Genomic DNA, 17,154 nt, shown 5'->3' with positions numbered 1-17,154 from the left:
TGATATAAATTTTTTGTATATGCCAGACTAGGGTTTTGCTATTAAGAGTGACAAATGAAAATATCATGTCGGGCGATAACCAAAAGATATGGGGTCTGCCTGGATTGACGTGGCTGCTAGTGAGAACGCTGATTTCAGAGGGAAAGCCAGGAAAACAACAAAGAAAAATACGTATGGACCAGCTTGGCCATACGTATCTAAAAACCACACTTGCTTAACTGATTTATGTCAACCTTGTTTTAGGGCAAGCTTCAGGGCAAGCTATAACTTGCGCGCAATCCCTCTACACCAGTGCGACTGATGGCTGATACTGTCACCTGCCTGATGGCGCCAAGCTGAGGATCATCCGTGATATCGATGTTCATGTTCTGGGCCGGTACCACAGAAAACAGCCATTGCTGGTCAGTGCGTTTCCAGATGGCCAGCAGGCGGGTATTGCTGGTATAGCTGAGTTGCAGGCGTAATGATTTTTTGTCCGGAGTGGCTTCCAGCATCGGGCTGGCAGGCAGGCTATTGTCCAGCCAGGGGCTGGCAGGGATCAGAGCCTGTGAAGTATATTTCTCGCTCGCCAGGCGTTTGCGTATGTCTTTGCGGTTCTGGTTCAGCGCTGCCATGCTGAAATGTACGTGACCATTGCCGGCTTTTTCACGCATGGCATCTACCTGGTTCAAAATTTCATCGGCAGGCCAGGATTTGTCTGTATTGTCTATGCGGCTGGTGTACAGCCCTGGCCAGATATGCTTGCCAGTGGGGTTTTGTGCCAGCCAGTAATCGTGCAAGACCTTGAAGGCCTGTGGTCCCTGATTGATGGGCCAGTAAAGTTGCGGTGCCAGATAATCCAGCCAGCCTTTGGCCAGCCACAGTTCAACATCCGCATACAGCTTGTCATATTGGCTGAAACCGACAATGCCAGGCGGCAAGCGGTCTGGCCTGCCTATGCCAAACGGGCTGATACCGAATTTTACCCAGGGTTTTTCCAGGTGCACGCGCTGGTTGACTGCTTCCACCAGGCGGTTGACGTTGTCACGGCGCCAGTCGGCACGTGCCAGTTTGCCGCCCGACTGGAGATAGGCCACCCAGGACGGGTCATCCGGGAAATCCTGCTCTGCGCCATTGCTGCCCTTGACCGGGTAAGGATAAAAGTAATCGTCGATATGGATGCCATCGACATCATAACGGCGCACCACGTCACTGATGACATTCAGGGTTTGCTGCATTGCCAGGGGTTCACCCGGGTCCATCCATTGCAGGTCGCCATAAGTCTTTACAACTTGCGGTGCCAGTTTGCTGATGTGGTTGGTCGCCAGCGCCATTTTGGATTGCGCAGTGCGGGAACGATAGGGGTTGAACCAGGCATGCAATTCCAAGCCACGTGCGTGAGCTTGCTCCACCCAGAATTGCAGAGGGTCATAGTAAGGGGATGGTGGCCGGCCTTGCTCACCAGTCAAAAACTCTGACCAGGGTTCTATCATGGAAGGATAGATGGCATCCGCCGCTGGCCGCACCTGTAAGACGATGGCATTCAGTTTCAACTGCACCGCATTGTCGAGTATGGTGAGGACTTCGTTCTTTTGTTTTTCCGTGCTCAGGTCACGACGTGAAGGCCAGTCTATATTCGCTACGGTTGATACCCAGGCGGCGCGAAATTCTCGCGGCAAGGGCGGCGCGTCTTTGACTTGCACCGGGTAATTGACCAGGGCATTTTGCGGGATGATGGTCAGGTTTGTGACGCTTGTTGCAGCAGGTTTGACTGGCAGAGGTTTTTCTGGGGGCGTAGCCGTAGTGCAGGCGAGCAATAGCACACAAGTTGTGGCGGCTAGCGCAGGCAGCTTGAATCGTTGAAGATAAATTTTCAAATTAGACAAAGTAAAAGCAGGTCGTGACGAGGGTGGTAGCGAAAACATGGATAAGCCGGGACTATTAACGTGCAATTAAGTGCGAAAGACCTGAGATGCTACTGCATTACACTTTGACAAACCAGCGTTTCTTCCACATCGCCCAGGCAATCAGCAACATCAATAGATTAAACAGCACTGCATATAGTAGCGATGCATTCAGCGCATTGATGGGTAAAGCCTGGAGCGGTGCATAGATAATTGCATGCAGGCTGGGTTTGCTGCCGTCAGCCTGATCTACATGAATAAATCCCAGCATTTTGGCAATCAGGCCAGACAGGGTGAACAGGAACAGGGCATTCATGCCGTACATGACAAAGGGATGGCAGAGCTTTGCCATGGAATGCTTCAGCATGGCTGACGGATTGCCATCCAGCAGCCAGTAAAAACAGGCAAAGCTGATGAGCGCCCAGCCTGTCATGAAGATGCTGTAAGACGGTGTCCACAGACTTTTATTGATGGGCATGAACAAGGTATCCAGTACCAGGCCTATTGCCAGGCAGACCAGGCCTGCGGCAAAGAACCACGCAGTTTTCGTGGCGGTATCCTGCCTGCTACTGAGCCAGCGCCCGGCCCAGGCACCAAAGATCACAGAGCAGACAGCGGGCAGGCTGCTCAGTAAGCCCTCAGGGTCCCAGGTTTTTGCGCGTTTCCATAGATGCCCATCGAGCAAGAGCCGGTCCAGCCAGGCACCGGCATCGCGCCCTGGTTCCAGCGCGGCCCTGACCCAGACTCCGTCAGCATCTGGTACAGGTATGGCCAGCATGAGTATGGAATACAGGGCGATGAATATGCCAGCCCAGATTGCCTGCCATTTCCAGTCGCAATAAATCAATATGGGTGCCGCCAAAAGAGTACATAGAGCGATGCGCTGTAAAACGCCAGGGATGCGTACCGACTGGAAATCAAAGCCAGGGATAAGGTTGAGCGACAGACCTATCAGGAATATCCACAGCGCACGTTTAGCAGTTTGCCTGAGCAACTGTCCTTGGGCATAGCCAGACATCAATTTCTGATGCAGCGAGATATGCAGCGAAATGCCGACGATGAACAGGAAGAATGGGAAAATACAGTCAGTAAAAGTCCAGCCTGACCAGGCCGCATGTTCAAGCGGCGGGTACAAGTGCCCCCAGTCACCCGGATTATTCACCAGGAACATGCTGGCGATGGTGAAGCCGCGAAATGCATCGAGTGACAGTAATCTTGATTTATTCATCGCGCTGACAAGATGGGCTGAAAAAAAGGGCGCTTGCGCGCCCTTGGAAATCTCGTTCGTCTTGGGGGAGTCATGAGAGTAATCCAACGAGGAAAGAAGGATTAGGTACATCATAGACACTAATACCAGTTTACTGCGATTGACTTTTTATTCATCAGATATAAGCCCAGGTTATCCTCTCTTGATCATGCGTTTGGTTTTCTTTCTGTAAATCAACATTTTCAACAGAGCGCTTGAGGGCTGGGCTTGAAAGCATTTCTTTTTTTGTCGTTTATCTCTGCTGAGAAAGTTCTAAGCAGGGGTTAAGTTGCATATAATCTATTATTGAAATACTGTTTTCTTGAATGCCTGTTTGCAAATCAAGCATTCAGATTCTCACTTGAATATTTTTTCTTGATAAGCAGACAGATGAATACCACTGAATCAAATAATCGTGAAAACAGCCGTGACCACAAACGCCAGGCGGCATTGAAGCTGTTGGAAAAGACCGGCATCATGCGTAGTAATTATGCCCCGCCTTACTTGCGTCTGCTATGGCGCATGGGTTTTGATATTCCGCCGCCACACTTTGCCCAATTCTGGCAAAACGCACTGTTCACCGGATCGTTTTACGCAATCGCCTGGGGTGCGTTGATGTATTTTTTTGTCTGGTCCAAAACGACTATGTCGGCTACCGCCATGCTGAATTCGGCTTTGATTGCCGGTATTTTGTTTGGCTTGGCGCTAGCCAGTTATTACGCTTATGGCAAACGCAAGCATGGACTGCCATCCTGGCAAGAATTCAAACCGGATACGGTAGTTTGATGATGAAACATTTTTTGTCATCATTGTTATTTAGCCTGACTTTAGTTGCAGCAGGAGTTGCAACTACTGCGCAGGCGGCATCGCCACAAGCAGGGGCCGCAGTCACCGCATCGGCGGCACAGCAGGCAGCAATGCAGTTCGAATTGACCAGACTGATAGCGCAGTTTGGCGATGGCATTGCCGAAACCCATAGCGAAAACCCGGCACGTATCGTCTATGGGAATTTTTTCGATGACCATAAGAATGATGCCGTAGTCTTGTTTAATCTTGAGGGATATGGCGGCGCTAACCATCATGCGGAATTTATCGCCTTTTTTACCGAACTGGAGCAATTTGAAGTTGCAGGTAAGCGTAATCGACCATATTTACTGGTAGCAGTCACCAAACTGGGTGAGCGCGGCTGGCGCTCCTTTGATTTTAATAGTGCAAGCATCAAACAGGGTACTGTGACCCTGAAAGGCAAGGAAATGGCTTCCCGCGACGCCATGTGTTGTCCTTCATTGACGATCACCCGTAGCTTTAGTGTTGATGAATTCGACCGTATTGTTGAAAGCAAAGACGGAAAGCTGAAAGGCCGTATTACCCGCCCCTGAATCGCAAGCTCAAATTCGCAAGCTCAAATTCACAAGCTCAAATTTCTCACATTCAAATTTCACACGCTAAAAACATCTCACATTCACATTTCTCTGCTTTAACTTGGCTTTTAAGTCATCAGTTTTAAATTTCCCGAATGCAAAATAAGACACCATGTCTGAATTAACAACATAGTGCTTGTAGTGCGTATTGGATTGCAGGATACTTGTAAAAAACATTTGTAAGCAGACATTTCAGCCGCATTTTTTTGCGCGCATCTTCAGCACAGAATTCGATACAAAAATAGAAGTCGACTGGCAATATCAGCACAAATCAGCACGATGGAGGAGGCCAACATCGCTCCGCACACAGAAAAACTTGGTATAGCACGACTCAGTAACTGGGAAATCTTAGTATGAGACCGTTGATGAACAAGCACGTCAAATCCCGTCTTACCCTCAGCCTGCTATTCGCCATGGCATTGGGACTTAGCCAGCCATTGGCGGCGCAAGATACCGATAGCGTCATCGGGCGCTTTGATATCAGTCGTTATGATGTCAAGGGTAATAATTTACTGACCGCCACAGCCCTGGATAGCTTGCTGGCACCTTATACAGGCAAGGGCCGCAGTTTTGCCGATGTACAAAGGGCGCTGGAAGCACTGGAAAAAGCCTATCACCAGAAAGGCTATAGTCTGGTGCAAGTGGTCTTGCCTGAGCAGGAATTGAACCAGGGTGTCGTCAAGTTTATCGTCATACAGGCGCGCATTGCCAGTGTCAGCGTCAAGGGTAACCGCCATTTTGACAGCGACAATATCAAACGCAGCCTGCCGCAATTGCGCGTAGGTGATACGCCCAATATTAAAAAACTGTCTGAAAGTTTAAAGACAGCGAATGAAAACCCAGCCAAGAAAACCAGTCTGCAATTCGAGACTGCAAGCAAGGAAGGCGAAGTCAATGCCGTCCTGAACGTTGCCGACAGCAAGCCCTGGGCTGTAGGGGCTAATCTTGACAATGCTGGTGACAGCAATACTGGCAAGTCACATCTGGGTTTGTTGTTCCAGCATGCCAATGTCAGCGGGCGTGACGATGTACTCAGCCTCCAATATACAACCACGCTGCAAAAACCCAGTAAGTATGCAGTGTTTGGTGTTGGCTACCATCTGCCTCTGTATCAGCTGGGTGATAGTGTGGATCTGTATGCGAGTTATTCGAATGTTGATTCCGGCTCAGTCGCAGCAGGTATCTTTGACTTGAATGTCAGTGGCCGTGGTTCTGTGGTCGGTGGGCGCTATAACTTTAATCTGGGCCGTAGCGAAGATTTTGATTCACGCCTGAGTTTTGGCTGGGACTATAAGGCCTTCAAGAATAATGTCGCCTTGCAGGGCATACAACTGGGTAATGATGTCACCGTCCATCCCATCAGTATCAGCTACGCTGCCAATTTGAATTCAACTGCGGGCGATGCCAATGCCTATGTGACTGCAGTGCACAACCTGCCTGGCGGTGAAAAGGGCAAGACTGAAGATTTCCAGAGAGTGCGTAGCGGCGCGACGGCAGGATACAGCATCCTGCGCTATGGTTTTGGTTACAGCAAGGTCTTGCCGGCAGCCTGGCAATTGAAGCTCATGCTCAGCGGACAATACACCAGGGACAGCCTGGTACCCGGTGAGCAGTTTGGTGCCGGTGGTGCCAGCAGCGTGCGCGGCTTTACTGAGCGTGCGCTGGCCAATGACTACGGCACACTGGTCAGTGCAGAAATTTATACACCCAACTTGTGTGCAGGTTTTAGTACCAGTATTACCCAATGTCAGTTACTTGGTTTTTATGATGCCGCCCATCTATCGCGCAATAAGGCGCTGCCTGGGGAACAAAGTTCAGCTTCCATTTCCAGCATAGGTATAGGTATCAGGCTGGCCATGTCGCGCATGATGTCGCTGCAGATGGACTACGGCAAGTCCCTGCATGCACCGGATGAATTGAGCAAAGATGACAGGCGTTTGCATGTCAGGCTAGGCGTCAACTATTAATGATGGATGAGGAAGAGCATGAGAAAAGAAATCGATATGTTCGCTCAATCTGAATCTGTATTGAGACCGAACCTGAGGCAAACACTATTGCCCAAACTTATGCCAGTGTTGCTGGCAGCCTGCTTTAGTACAGGTCTTGTTGCCAGTCTGGCTTATGCAAATCCTGTTGGTCCGCAAATCGTCAATGGCAAGGTGATTTTCAATCAGGACGGCAAGGTATTTACAATTACCAATACACCGGGCGCCATTATCAACTGGCAGGATTTTTTCATCAATGCCGGCGAGACTACCCGTTTCATACAAGAGAGCGCAAGCAGCACGGTATTGAACCGTATCATAGGCCAAAATCCGACCCAGATTCTGGGTGCCTTGCAGTCCAATGGACGAGTGTTTTTGATTAACCCAAATGGCATCCTGTTTGGCAAGGGGGCGCAAGTCGATGTGAATGGACTGACTGTCTCCAGCCTGGGCATGACCGATACTGATTTCAAGTCAGGCAAGCTGAATTTTAATGCAGGCACAGTCGCTGGCAAAGTCAGCAATCAGGGTGCAATCACGACACCATCCGGTGGTCACGTATACCTGATTGCGCCTGATGTAGAAAACAGCGGCATCATTACTTCACCCAAAGGTGAGGTCTTGCTGGCGGCAGGGCGCTCGGTGAAACTGGTGGATTCGGCCAACCCTGATGTGCATGTGGTGGTCAGCGCCGATGCTGATCAGGCAGTCAACCTGGGTCAAGTCATTTCCCAGGGGGGCAAGGTCGGCATTTATGGTGGTTTGATCAGCCAGCGTGGCCTGGTCAGCGCCAATAGCGCCGTGGTCGGTGAGAATGGCAAAATTTATTTCAAAGCCAGCCAGGATACGATACTCGACGCTGGCAGCACCACCACAGCGACAGGCAAAGGCAAGGGCGGTGATATACAAGTGCTCGGACAACGCGTAGCGCTGGCTGGAAATGCACAGGTGGATGCCAGTGGTGACACTGGTGGTGGCCAGGTTCTGGTGGGTGGTGATTATCATGGCGATAATCCGTCCATCATGAATGCCAAACGTGCCTTTGTCTCCAGCGATGCCAGAATCAGCGCCGATGCTGTTAAAACCGGCGATGGTGGCAAGGTCATCGTCTGGTCTGATGAAGTCACGCGGGTGAACGGCAGTATTTCAGCACGTGGTGGTTTGCAAAGCGGGAATGGTGGTTTTGTAGAAACATCGGGCAAACAAAACCTGGATTTCCATGCGAAAGTTGATGTCAGTTCAGCAAAAGGCAAGGGCGGTACTTTATTACTCGACCCAGCCTCTATTACCATCGCCGGGGGAACTGGTGATGGTGCCTCTGATGGCACAGGTACATTTCAGGGTTCGGCAATAGGTACCATCAATTTTGCTGACGGTAGCCCAACCACTGTCTATCAATCAGAACTCCAGGGGCTGACTCCCGGTACGAATATCGTGCTGGAGGCGACAAATTTTATTAACACCAGCGGTACTTTTTTTGGTAGCCAGATATCGTTGCCAAACAATTCCAACATTACTTTAAGAACGCGTAATGCCTCTACTGATGTCAGTGCTACACGCGGCATTAACCTGACGGCTGCAGATCCAAATCTGGAAATCAAGACCAATGGTACGGGCACCATAACCTTGCAAACCGGTACTGGTTCGTCACCGCAGACTGCCGATATCGTGGTGGCCAGGCTCACCAGCAACGGCAGCCAGATCAGTACCAGTGCCAGCGGCAACACCATATTCAAAACCCTGCAAACAACACCGAGTGCGGTTGGTGTTGGTGGCGATGTCCTGGTCAATAGCACGGGCTTTATCAATGTCGGTACCGGTGGTATAGATGCACGTGGTAATTCTTCGCCCAATGGCAATGTCACGATTACTACAGGTGCGGATATTACGCAGCAAAACGGCAGCATCATCTATGCCAAAGATTTGAAGCTGAGTGCCGTGGGTGGCTTGCATGGCAATATATCTACTGATAGCATGGGTGTGCAGGCTGCCAAACTGAATGCCCTTAATACTGGTAGCGGTGATATCCGTATCGCCAGTATCGGCGCCAACCTGGTCATCAATGATGTAGGTGGAACTGGCTACGGTGTTAAACAGCAAACTTCAGGTGGCGCGATACACCTGAGTTCTCCTGGCGGTTTTACAACGCAAATCAACGCACCTGTTCTCACCAATAATGGCTTGATCAGCATTAACGGTCAGGGTGGTATCAGCTTGAATGCAGGTGGCAATATTAATAGTGCTGGTGGCAGCATTACTTTGCTGGCGACAGATGCTGATGCCATGACCAGTACCGCAGCAGGCACGCAGATCAATAGTTCCGGCGCTGCGATTTCGCTCAAATCAGACAAGATGGATTTGCTGGGCACGGTCAATGCCGGTAGTGGTGCCGTCACGCTGGATATGAATGGTGGTGGCACTATTCATCTGGCAACTGTTGCCACTAATCTGAATTCGGGTACGCTTGAACTTTCTGCTGGCGAATTGAATAATATCACCGCTGCACGTCTTAAAATTGGCAATATGGGTGGTGCCAGTATCGACATCAAAGGTGTCATGGGTTCTGGGGCAGGTGGTGCATTGCAGAATGTAAATACCTCCCTCACCTTAAATTCTGGCAATACTATTTCTCAGCAGCCTGGTGCTACCATCGATGGTGCCAGTTCCGTGCAGGCACGTGGTTATAGCGTCAACCTGAGCGAAGCTAATTTTATTGGTGTTGTATCTGGCTCGGCCAGCACCGGTAGTTTTTTGTACCGTTCTAGCAATCCCATCAATATTGCTACTGTAGATGGCTATAGCGGTATTAACAGTCCGTCCACCATTAAACTCACGTCCGACTCCGCTTCCGGTATCAGTCAGGCAGCGGGTAATGCCATTACAGGTAGTGGCCTAGCCTTGCAAACCAAAGGCTCAGTCAATCTGACCAATACCAGCAATAGTTTCAGTTCACTAGCCGCAGACCTTAATCCTGGTGGTCTGGGTAGCGGTAGCCTGAATGTGTTTAATTCTGGCAATCTGACTATCAGCAATCTCGCTGCCATCACTGGCATTACGACCAATAATCAGGCAGTAACTGTCAGTTCAGGTACCGGCACATTGACGGTTTCTGACAATGTCAATGCAGGTACAGGCAAAGTTGGCCTGATTGCTGATCAACTGGTACTTGGCGGGCCTGGTGGCATCACTGCCGGTGACTTTGGTGTACGTCCATTTACAACAGGGCGTGCAATCACGGTCGGTTCTGGCACATGCTCATCGGCACCTTGCCTGAGTGTGACTAACCTGTATAAGGTCAGCGCCGCCAATATAGCGATCGGCAGTGGCGATGCAGGCAATGCATCTGGCTCCATTTCTGTCGTTGGCATCACCGATACCAATACCAGTGCCATCACCGATATCAAGCATCTGACGACGACACGCATAGGTTTGCTGAGCGGTGGCGATATTACTCAGGTCAACCCCATTACAGTACAGGATCTTGGCCTGGTTGCCGGTAACAGCATCACGCTGAATAGCTCTAACGTGATTACCAATCTGGCGGCTAAAAGCAATACCAGTCTGAGCCTGGTAAATACCCAGGGTATCAATGTCACTACTTTAAGTGGTGTTAATGGTTCAAGCACGTACAGCCTGGCTGGTATCGCTACTACCGGCAACTTATACCTGACGGCCAACTCCGGCAATATCGCGCTGGGGGCAAATGTCAACAGCGGCAGCGGCACTACCACATTGGCTGCAGCCAACGGGGCAATTACCCAGGTAACAGGCAATATACTCAGTGCCGGGGCACTGGACGCAACAGCCAACGGTGGCATAGGACAAGGCACTGGTTTGAAAACCAGCATACCTGTCCTGCTGGCGAATAACACAGGGGCTAATACTGATATCAACATCAAAAATACCGGTGCCCTGAATATCCGCAATGTGCAGCAAAGCGCGGTTGGTAGCACCGGTAATATCCTGATCGATAATATCGGCGCAATCACGCTGGACAGTGCAGATGCAGTACGCACCAAGGCAGGCAATATCAGCCTGGTGGCACACAGCCCCCTGACGGTGAATGGTACGGTCGCCAGTTCGAATGGTGGCAATATCACATTGGAAGCTGGTGTCAGCGGTAGTACTGCCGACAAGCTGACTGTAGGTACTACCGGTTCTGTCACCACCAGTGGCAATATCTTGCTCAAGGCTGGTGATGCCATCCTGATTTCTGGTAACGTCAGCGGTGGTACGGTGACCCAGCAAGCATTCCAGAATGCGCCACTGCCTACGCTGGATCAGTGTATCGCCAACGCGGCGACACCTGGTTGCAGCTCAGTTTTACCCAGCATGGCTGCCTGTGTCAGCAATCCTAATTTGCCGGGTTGTAGCGTAGTTTTACCTAGCGTGGCGGCATGTCAGGCCAATCCTAGCCTGGCTGGCTGCAGTGTAGTGCTGCCCAGCCTGAGTTCTTGTATCGCTAATCCTTCGCTGTTTGGGTGCTCGAATGTCTTGCCTAGTCTCAGCAGTTGCCTGGCCAATCCGAATATCGCAGGTTGCAGTGCAGTCTTGCCTAGTTTGTCATCCTGCCTGGCCAACCCTTCCATATCTGGTTGCAGTGCAATTTTGCCTAGCCTGAATTCATGTATCAGTAACCCCAGCCAGTCTGGTTGTAGTGCTGTTCTGCCTAGCCTGACGCAATGTACTGCCAGCCCGAGTACGCCAGGCTGCAGCGTGGTCTTGCCTGCGTTGGCAGCTTGCCTGGTATCGCCAAATATTGCTGGCTGCTCGGCAGTCTTGCCATCCATCGCTGCTTGTACTGCCAGCCCGACTTTACCTGGCTGTTCTGCGGTATTGCCTAGCTTGTCTGCCTGTATAGCCAATAGCAGCCTGGCTGGTTGCAGTGCTGTATTACCAACATTGGCAGCTTGTACTGCCAGCCCCAGTTTGCCGGGTTGCAGCGCAATCTTGCCTAGCCTGAGTGCCTGTATTGCCACACCGACGCTGGCTGGTTGCAGCAATGTATTGCCGACGCTGACAGCATGTGTCGCCAATATTTCCCTGGCGGGTTGCAGCGTGGTCTTGCCAACTCTGGTTGCCTGTACTGCCAATCCTGCTTTGGCGGGTTGCTCATCCATCCTGCCTGGTCTGGCGGCTTGTCTGGCCAGCCCATCCTTGCCAGGGTGCAGTGCTGTTCTGCCGACCTTGACAGCTTGTATCGCCAACCCTGGTCTGGCCGGTTGTTCATCTATCTTGCCATCTGTTGCTGCATGTACGGCTACACCAAGTTTGCCAGGCTGCAGCGTGGTCTTGCCTAGCCTCAGCGCCTGTATTGCCACTCCTGCACTGGCAGGTTGCAGCAATGTCTTGCCTACGCTGGCGGCTTGTACTGCAGCGCCAACCCTGCCAGGATGCAGCGTCGTCTTGCCAAGTTTGACAGCATGTACGGCGAACCCGGCTACCCCAGGTTGTTCTGCTGTCTTGCCAAGTTTTGCAAGTTGTACCGCCAATCCAGCGCAAGCAGGTTGCAGCGCCGTGTTGCCGACCTTGGCAGTGTGCACCGCTACCCCATCAACTGCAGGATGCTCTGCGGTTCTGCCAGGTTTGAATGCCTGTATCGCCAACCCTGGTTTGCCTGGTTGCAGCGTCGTGTTACCTGGTCTTGCAGTTTGCGTCGGGTCACCGCTGACAGTTGGTTGTAGTGCTGTGTTACCTAGCCTGACTACATGCACTGCTAATCCGTCGACTCCAGGTTGCTCTGCCGTTTTGCCCGCACTGGCTAGTTGTGCGGCTAATCCGGGTTTGCCTGGTTGTGCTGCGGTCTTGCCAACCCAGGCGCAGTGCGCAGTCAATCCAGCTTTGCTGGGTTGCACGCTGGTCTTGCCTATCGGTGATCTCAGGACCGGGAATATCCTGAATAACTCAATTAATTTTGCCTTGAATAACTTTGTCAGCTCTACCTTGTTTATGACTAATGCTATCAGTAATCCGAATAGCTTCTTTGACACTGGTGGCAGTGATTCCGGCAGGGAAACCAGATTCGAGCAAAGAAGCAGTTTTGGCGGCACCAGGGATAACGGAGTATTAAAAAATGCTACAGATAAAAAACTCTACTGCAATTAAGTTTTTCTTTATTGCGGCACTGTGCCTGAGCTGCGCGCTGAGTTTTGCCGCGCAGATTGCTGGCACGGTGACCCATCTGAGCGGGCCATTGATCGCAAAAAAAGCAGATGGCACGGTAAAGATATTGTCCCTGCAATCCGGCATAGAACAGGGCGACACCCTGATTGCCGAGAAAGATACCTATGCCCGTATCAAGTTTGCCGACAATAGCGAAATCGTCTTGCGTCCGAATACCCAGATCAAGATAGACCAGTTCTCTTTTGAAGAAGACAAACCCAATAATGACGGCTTCACCATGACCCTGATCAAAGGGGGCTTGCGTGCTGTCACAGGTTTGCTGGGCAAGCGTAATAAAGAAAGGTTTGGCCTGAATACACCAACCGCATCGATAGGGATACGTGGCACAATTTTCATTGCCGAATATGTCCCACCTGAAGCGAATCTGGCTGCCTACAATCTGGCAACTACGGCAGCATTACAGTTGCCATCTGCGAAGGATGGCAATGCGGTGCGCAGTGATATTGAGGTTCCGGTTACGGCGATACAGCCATTGCAGCTTGCTGCAAATGAGACGCCAAATCCTGGAACAGGGCGTGCTCCTGGTTTGTATGTGCAAGTTCTGGATGGCACCATCTTCCTGCGGAATGACGCAGGTAACCTGGATGTCACTGCCGGGCAATTTGGTTTTGCCATCAGCTTCAGCAGGCCACCTATTCTTTTACCTAACAACCCCGGCATGCAATTCTCTCCACCGGGTAGCTTTCCGGTGAGCCTGAATCAGGATAATGCCAATAATGAAAGCAAGTCAGGCAGTTTGATTTGCGAAGTAAGATAGTTGATACGCAAACAGGATTTGCCTTGGCGGCAAATCCTGTCTTTGCTAAAAATTGACGTTCAAGTTCTTACTTGATCAGAATTGATTCAGAAGGCAGGCAAATCAGCACTGGCATGCTGACGCAAGGTATTGCGGGCTACTTCAAAGTCAGGGAATACCGACTGCACAGTTGCCCAGAAACGCGGGCTGTGGTTCATCTCACGCAAATGCGCAAGCTCGTGCGCAATCACATAATCAATAATCATTGGCGAAAAATGGATCAGACGCCAGTTCAGGCGTATCTTGCCTTGTGAAGTGCAAGAGCCCCAGCGCGTTGCTGCTGCAGACAAGGCCATGCTTTGATAGCGCACATTGAGCTTCTCGGCAAACACTGGCAGGCGCTCATTGAAAACCCGTTTGGCTTCTTGCTGCAGCCAGGCTTGTACCCGGTCTTTCAATTGCTGTTCACCAGCGTCTGCTGGCAGGTTGATAATCAACTCAGCCTGTTCACTTTGAAAGTGCGTACCACTGACAGACGCAGGCGCAATCCGTAAAGTAATTTCACCACCTAGATAAGGCAATTTCGCCCCATCCTGCCAGGTCATGCTGGGTTCCAGTTTACGCTGGGTACGTTCACGTCGCTCAGTCAGTTTGCGCAATATCCAGGCTTGTTTTTCCTGTATCGCCGTTTCTATATCGGCAATCGTCACCCAGCGCGGTGCCGTGATGCGCAAGCCATCTTCGTTGATCAAAAAACCTATGCTACGTCGTTTCGAGCGTTGCAAATCATATTCGAGCAAATAGTCCTGTATCAGGATGCGGCGTTTGTTGCTGGTGTTAACAAAGGTCGAAGGTGGTGGCGCGGCAGGCCGTGTTTCATCCCGCTGAGGTTTGTCATTGACCGGGAATGGTGCTGGCACTGGTGTTTTGGCCGGTGTGGGACGCAATTTGTCCGGCACCAGAAAATCACTGAATAAATCCAGTTGTAAAGCCATTTGTATGGCCCTGCCAATAGATGGAATGCGGGGTTTCATTTAAGCTTGGGGATTCCTGATTCAATAGCAAGTGTAGCAAGTGGAACTTGCGGTCAGCTTGTCCAACACTCCTTACGAATGGATAGCTGGTTTTTAAAAGCTGTAATTTCAATAGTTTGACCTATTTTTGCCTGTTCGTGTTTTTAGCCCCAAAACTGGTTTTTGGAAATTGCCTTTCTTTTATTCGTTGCAGTTCACTTGAATTTTCTGCAACTAGCTCAATTTTCCTGAACAAGGGATAGCTCATATCAATAATTTAGATTGCCACCTACTCAACAGGCTCTGATGAACAAGCTGACATCGCTGCATAATCACTGGAACAGTATTACTAAAAAGATTCGTTTTTTGTTGAATATTCCTGATAAGCAGCCGCTTGATTTTCCTTTCGCCCGTAGCGATATTGCCATGTTTTATCGCAGTACCAAGAGCGTCACCGCGAAACTCACCGATGAGCACACAGCCCAGGATATGTTACTGGATGCTTATGCCGATAAACTGGCAACGGGAAGCAGTATTTTCGCTCAACAAATATTACACAAGCGACTGCGAGAAGGTGTTCAGGACAACGACGGCAAACAGCGTCTGCTGGATCTGATCGCTGCCCCGCTTTTGCGTGGCAGATTGGAACAACATTGCCTACCGTTGCGGGAAGTGGAAACAGAGGTCAGCGAACAGCTTTTCGCAGACGCAATCCCGGTCCCGGCAAAGTGGTACAAGCTCATGTGGGTGCTACCACTCAGCATGACACTGTTGTTCATACTGGCGCTGACTTCAATAGCTTCTGCATGGATAGCCGTCTTGTTGATATGGTGTGTCCTGCTGGCGGTACAGACGCGCTACTACGACATGGTCACGCAATGGTCAAAGAAATTGCAGGGCTTGTATGCCTTATTGAAAAGTTTTGATTTGCTGGCCCAGCATTATTCATCGGATTCCCGAGCGGCGCATGCTGATCGCCTTAATGCAAATAAAATCATTTCCAGCTTGAGCAGAAGCAGATTGATGATATTCCCGGCACTGCGGGAATATGCAGACTGGTTCATGCTGGACAATATCAGGCATTTTTTCAAGACCTGTATTGTGGTAAAGAATAACCAGGATTTTTTGTGCAAGATATACCTGTACGTGGCAAATCTGGAAGCAGATTTGGCTCTGGTCAGGCATCTGCAATCTGTCCCTCAATATTGCTGGCCGTCGGTCGCAGGTGGGAAGCAATTGCACCTGCAACAGGTCGTGCATCCCCTGTTGCAGCAAGCTTCAGCTTTACACGTTGCACTGGAAGGCAAGGGCGCTTTTATTTCGGGGCAAAATGGCATAGGCAAGAGCACTCTATTGCGCACCATAGGTTTGAACCTCATCGCTGCCCGTGCTTTTGGTTTTTGTTATGCTGCTTCTGGCGCCATTCCGGTGGGAGCAGTGTATTCCAGCATGCAAAGCGAAGATTCTTTGATCGCAAATGAAAGCCTGTACCAGGCAGAACTCAGGCGTGCCAAAGAATTGCTGGATGTTGCAAGCAAGAATTTGCAGACTGTGTTCATCATTGACGAAATTTTCCGTGGCACGAATCACCAGGAATCCATCTCGGCTGCTGCCGCAGTTTTACAAAGCCTCTCTGCTTCAAACATAGTGATCGTCTCATCACACAATCTGGTGCTGGCACCTCTCTTGAATACCTGCCTGACGCCATTATGTGTCACTGCAGAGCACGGTGATAAATCCAGACTGCAACTGACTGAGGGCGTTTTGGCTGACCCCAACGGGATAAGTTTGCTGGGTTCTTATGGTTTTGGCGATGACATAAAAAACAAAGCCAGTCGGGTTTTCGACTGGCTTAGCGACTACCTTAAACATCCCGACAAGTGCGAACAAATATTGGAAAATCGCGCCCTGTCTTGACTGAGATTACTTGGTTTCAGACTGATAAACGTGCGGAGAAATTACACGCATTTCGGCCTCTATCCATTTCTCGACTTCCTGCATCAGTTCAACCGCATTCATGCCGTTGGGTGGGATAGGTTTGCCAACGGACACAGTGACCGTGCCAGGCAATTTGGTGAAAGAATTTTTGGGCCAGCATTCACCCGAATTCAGCGCGATGGGCACTACTGGCGTATTTGTTTCTACTGCCAGGCGGGCACCACCGCCTTTGTATTGGCCTTTTTTGCCAACAGCGATACGTGTACCTTCAGGAAACATGATGATCCATTGCCCATCAGCGAGGCGCTTACGGCCTTGCGTCACGACGTGGGCAAAGGCATCCTTGCCCTTGCTGCGATCAATAGGGATCATGCGTAGCATGGAGATGGCCCAGCCAAAGAAAGGAATATAAGTGATTTCTTTTTTGAAAACGAAGACCAGTGGGCGCGGTGTTGCCATCAGCAGGAAGATGGTTTCCCAGGCAGACTGATGCTTGCACAGCAGTATGGCCGGGCCATCGGGAAAGTTTTCAAATCCCTTGGTCTGGTAACGTATACCGCAAATCACTTTTGCTGCCCAGATGATGGTGACATTCCAGCGGGCGGTAATGTAGTAGCGCTTGTTATATGGCAAGAAGGCAAACAGCATGCTGATGGGTGCCCAGACAATGGTGACTATTGCCATCACCAGTATGAAAATCAGCGAACGAATAAAACGGGTAAAGCTAAGCATGTAGTCTCCATTGCAGC

Annotated in this window: 10 protein-coding genes; 6 read left to right on the top strand and 4 right to left on the bottom strand. The window is 50.5% G+C overall.

Annotated elements, in window-relative coordinates:
* Positions 1 to 251 precede the first annotated feature (251 nt).
* Positions 252 to 1,802: a glycoside hydrolase family 10 protein gene (locus ACO0LD_RS22375; protein ID WP_423010383.1), complete on the bottom strand. Its 1,551-nt coding sequence runs from the start codon at positions 1,800 to 1,802 to the stop codon at positions 252 to 254.
* Between the two features lie 160 nt (positions 1,803 to 1,962).
* Complete coding sequence (locus tag ACO0LD_RS22370) at positions 1,963 to 3,111, bottom strand: acyltransferase family protein (protein WP_423010382.1); 1,149 nt, start codon at positions 3,109 to 3,111, stop codon at positions 1,963 to 1,965.
* 408 nt (positions 3,112 to 3,519) lie between these two features.
* Between ACO0LD_RS22370 and ACO0LD_RS22365 the strand changes: the two genes are divergently transcribed.
* From ACO0LD_RS22365 to ACO0LD_RS22345, 5 genes are all read left to right on the top strand, one after another.
* Positions 3,520 to 3,915 carry a DUF6404 family protein gene (locus ACO0LD_RS22365; protein WP_423010381.1) on the top strand — a complete coding sequence of 132 codons (396 nt, stop codon included), beginning with the start codon at positions 3,520 to 3,522 and terminating at the stop codon, positions 3,913 to 3,915.
* Positions 3,915 to 4,508, top strand: a complete 594-nt coding sequence (locus ACO0LD_RS22360) for a hypothetical protein (RefSeq protein ID WP_423010380.1) — start codon at positions 3,915 to 3,917, stop codon at positions 4,506 to 4,508. Before ACO0LD_RS22365 ends, ACO0LD_RS22360 begins: the two co-directional genes overlap by 1 nt.
* A 407-nt stretch (positions 4,509 to 4,915) precedes the next feature.
* Complete coding sequence (locus tag ACO0LD_RS22355; RefSeq protein WP_423010379.1) at positions 4,916 to 6,517, top strand: ShlB/FhaC/HecB family hemolysin secretion/activation protein; 1,602 nt, start codon at positions 4,916 to 4,918, stop codon at positions 6,515 to 6,517.
* Positions 6,518 to 6,535: 18 nt separating this feature from the next.
* A complete protein-coding gene (locus ACO0LD_RS22350; RefSeq protein WP_423010378.1) occupies positions 6,536 to 12,640 on the top strand; it encodes a filamentous hemagglutinin N-terminal domain-containing protein in 6,105 nt (2,034 codons plus the stop codon).
* A complete protein-coding gene (locus tag ACO0LD_RS22345) occupies positions 12,609 to 13,475 on the top strand; it encodes a FecR family protein (RefSeq protein ID WP_423010377.1) in 867 nt (288 codons plus the stop codon). Before ACO0LD_RS22350 ends, ACO0LD_RS22345 begins: the two co-directional genes overlap by 32 nt.
* A gap of 86 nt (positions 13,476 to 13,561) precedes the next feature.
* Here ACO0LD_RS22345 and ACO0LD_RS22340 read toward each other — a convergent pair whose 3' ends face one another.
* Positions 13,562 to 14,488: a M48 family metallopeptidase gene (locus tag ACO0LD_RS22340; RefSeq protein ID WP_423010376.1), complete on the bottom strand. Its 927-nt coding sequence runs from the start codon at positions 14,486 to 14,488 to the stop codon at positions 13,562 to 13,564.
* A gap of 285 nt (positions 14,489 to 14,773) precedes the next feature.
* Between ACO0LD_RS22340 and ACO0LD_RS22335 the strand changes: the two genes are divergently transcribed.
* A complete protein-coding gene (locus ACO0LD_RS22335) occupies positions 14,774 to 16,384 on the top strand; it encodes a MutS-related protein (protein ID WP_423010375.1) in 1,611 nt (536 codons plus the stop codon).
* A 6-nt stretch (positions 16,385 to 16,390) separates the two neighbouring features.
* On the opposite strand, the gene ACO0LD_RS22330 is transcribed toward ACO0LD_RS22335, so the two are convergent.
* Positions 16,391 to 17,137 carry a lysophospholipid acyltransferase family protein gene (locus tag ACO0LD_RS22330; RefSeq protein ID WP_423010374.1) on the bottom strand — a complete coding sequence of 249 codons (747 nt, stop codon included), beginning with the start codon at positions 17,135 to 17,137 and terminating at the stop codon, positions 16,391 to 16,393.
* Positions 17,138 to 17,154: the final 17 nt, after the last annotated feature.

This window comes from Undibacterium sp. Ji83W (assembly GCF_049340385.1).
Lineage (GTDB): Bacteria > Pseudomonadota > Gammaproteobacteria > Burkholderiales > Burkholderiaceae_D > Undibacterium.
This window is presented reverse-complemented; position numbering and strand designations above follow the sequence as displayed.

Bases quoted from the DNA above. Each gene is read 5' to 3' on its own strand.
- ACO0LD_RS22370 (WP_423010382.1), bottom strand. From the start codon at position 3,111: ATGAATAAATCAAGATTACTGTCACTCGATGCATTTCGCGGCTTCACC.
- ACO0LD_RS22365 (WP_423010381.1), top strand. From the start codon at position 3,520: ATGAATACCACTGAATCAAATAATCGTGAAAACAGCCGTGACCACAAA.
- ACO0LD_RS22360 (WP_423010380.1), top strand. From the start codon at position 3,915: ATGATGAAACATTTTTTGTCATCATTGTTATTTAGCCTGACTTTAGTT.
- ACO0LD_RS22355 (WP_423010379.1), top strand. From the start codon at position 4,916: ATGAACAAGCACGTCAAATCCCGTCTTACCCTCAGCCTGCTATTCGCC.
- ACO0LD_RS22350 (WP_423010378.1), top strand. From the start codon at position 6,536: ATGAGAAAAGAAATCGATATGTTCGCTCAATCTGAATCTGTATTGAGA.
- ACO0LD_RS22345 (WP_423010377.1), top strand. From the start codon at position 12,609: ATGCTACAGATAAAAAACTCTACTGCAATTAAGTTTTTCTTTATTGCG.
- ACO0LD_RS22340 (WP_423010376.1), bottom strand. From the start codon at position 14,488: ATGAAACCCCGCATTCCATCTATTGGCAGGGCCATACAAATGGCTTTA.
- ACO0LD_RS22335 (WP_423010375.1), top strand. From the start codon at position 14,774: ATGAACAAGCTGACATCGCTGCATAATCACTGGAACAGTATTACTAAA.
- ACO0LD_RS22330 (WP_423010374.1), bottom strand. From the start codon at position 17,137: ATGCTTAGCTTTACCCGTTTTATTCGTTCGCTGATTTTCATACTGGTG.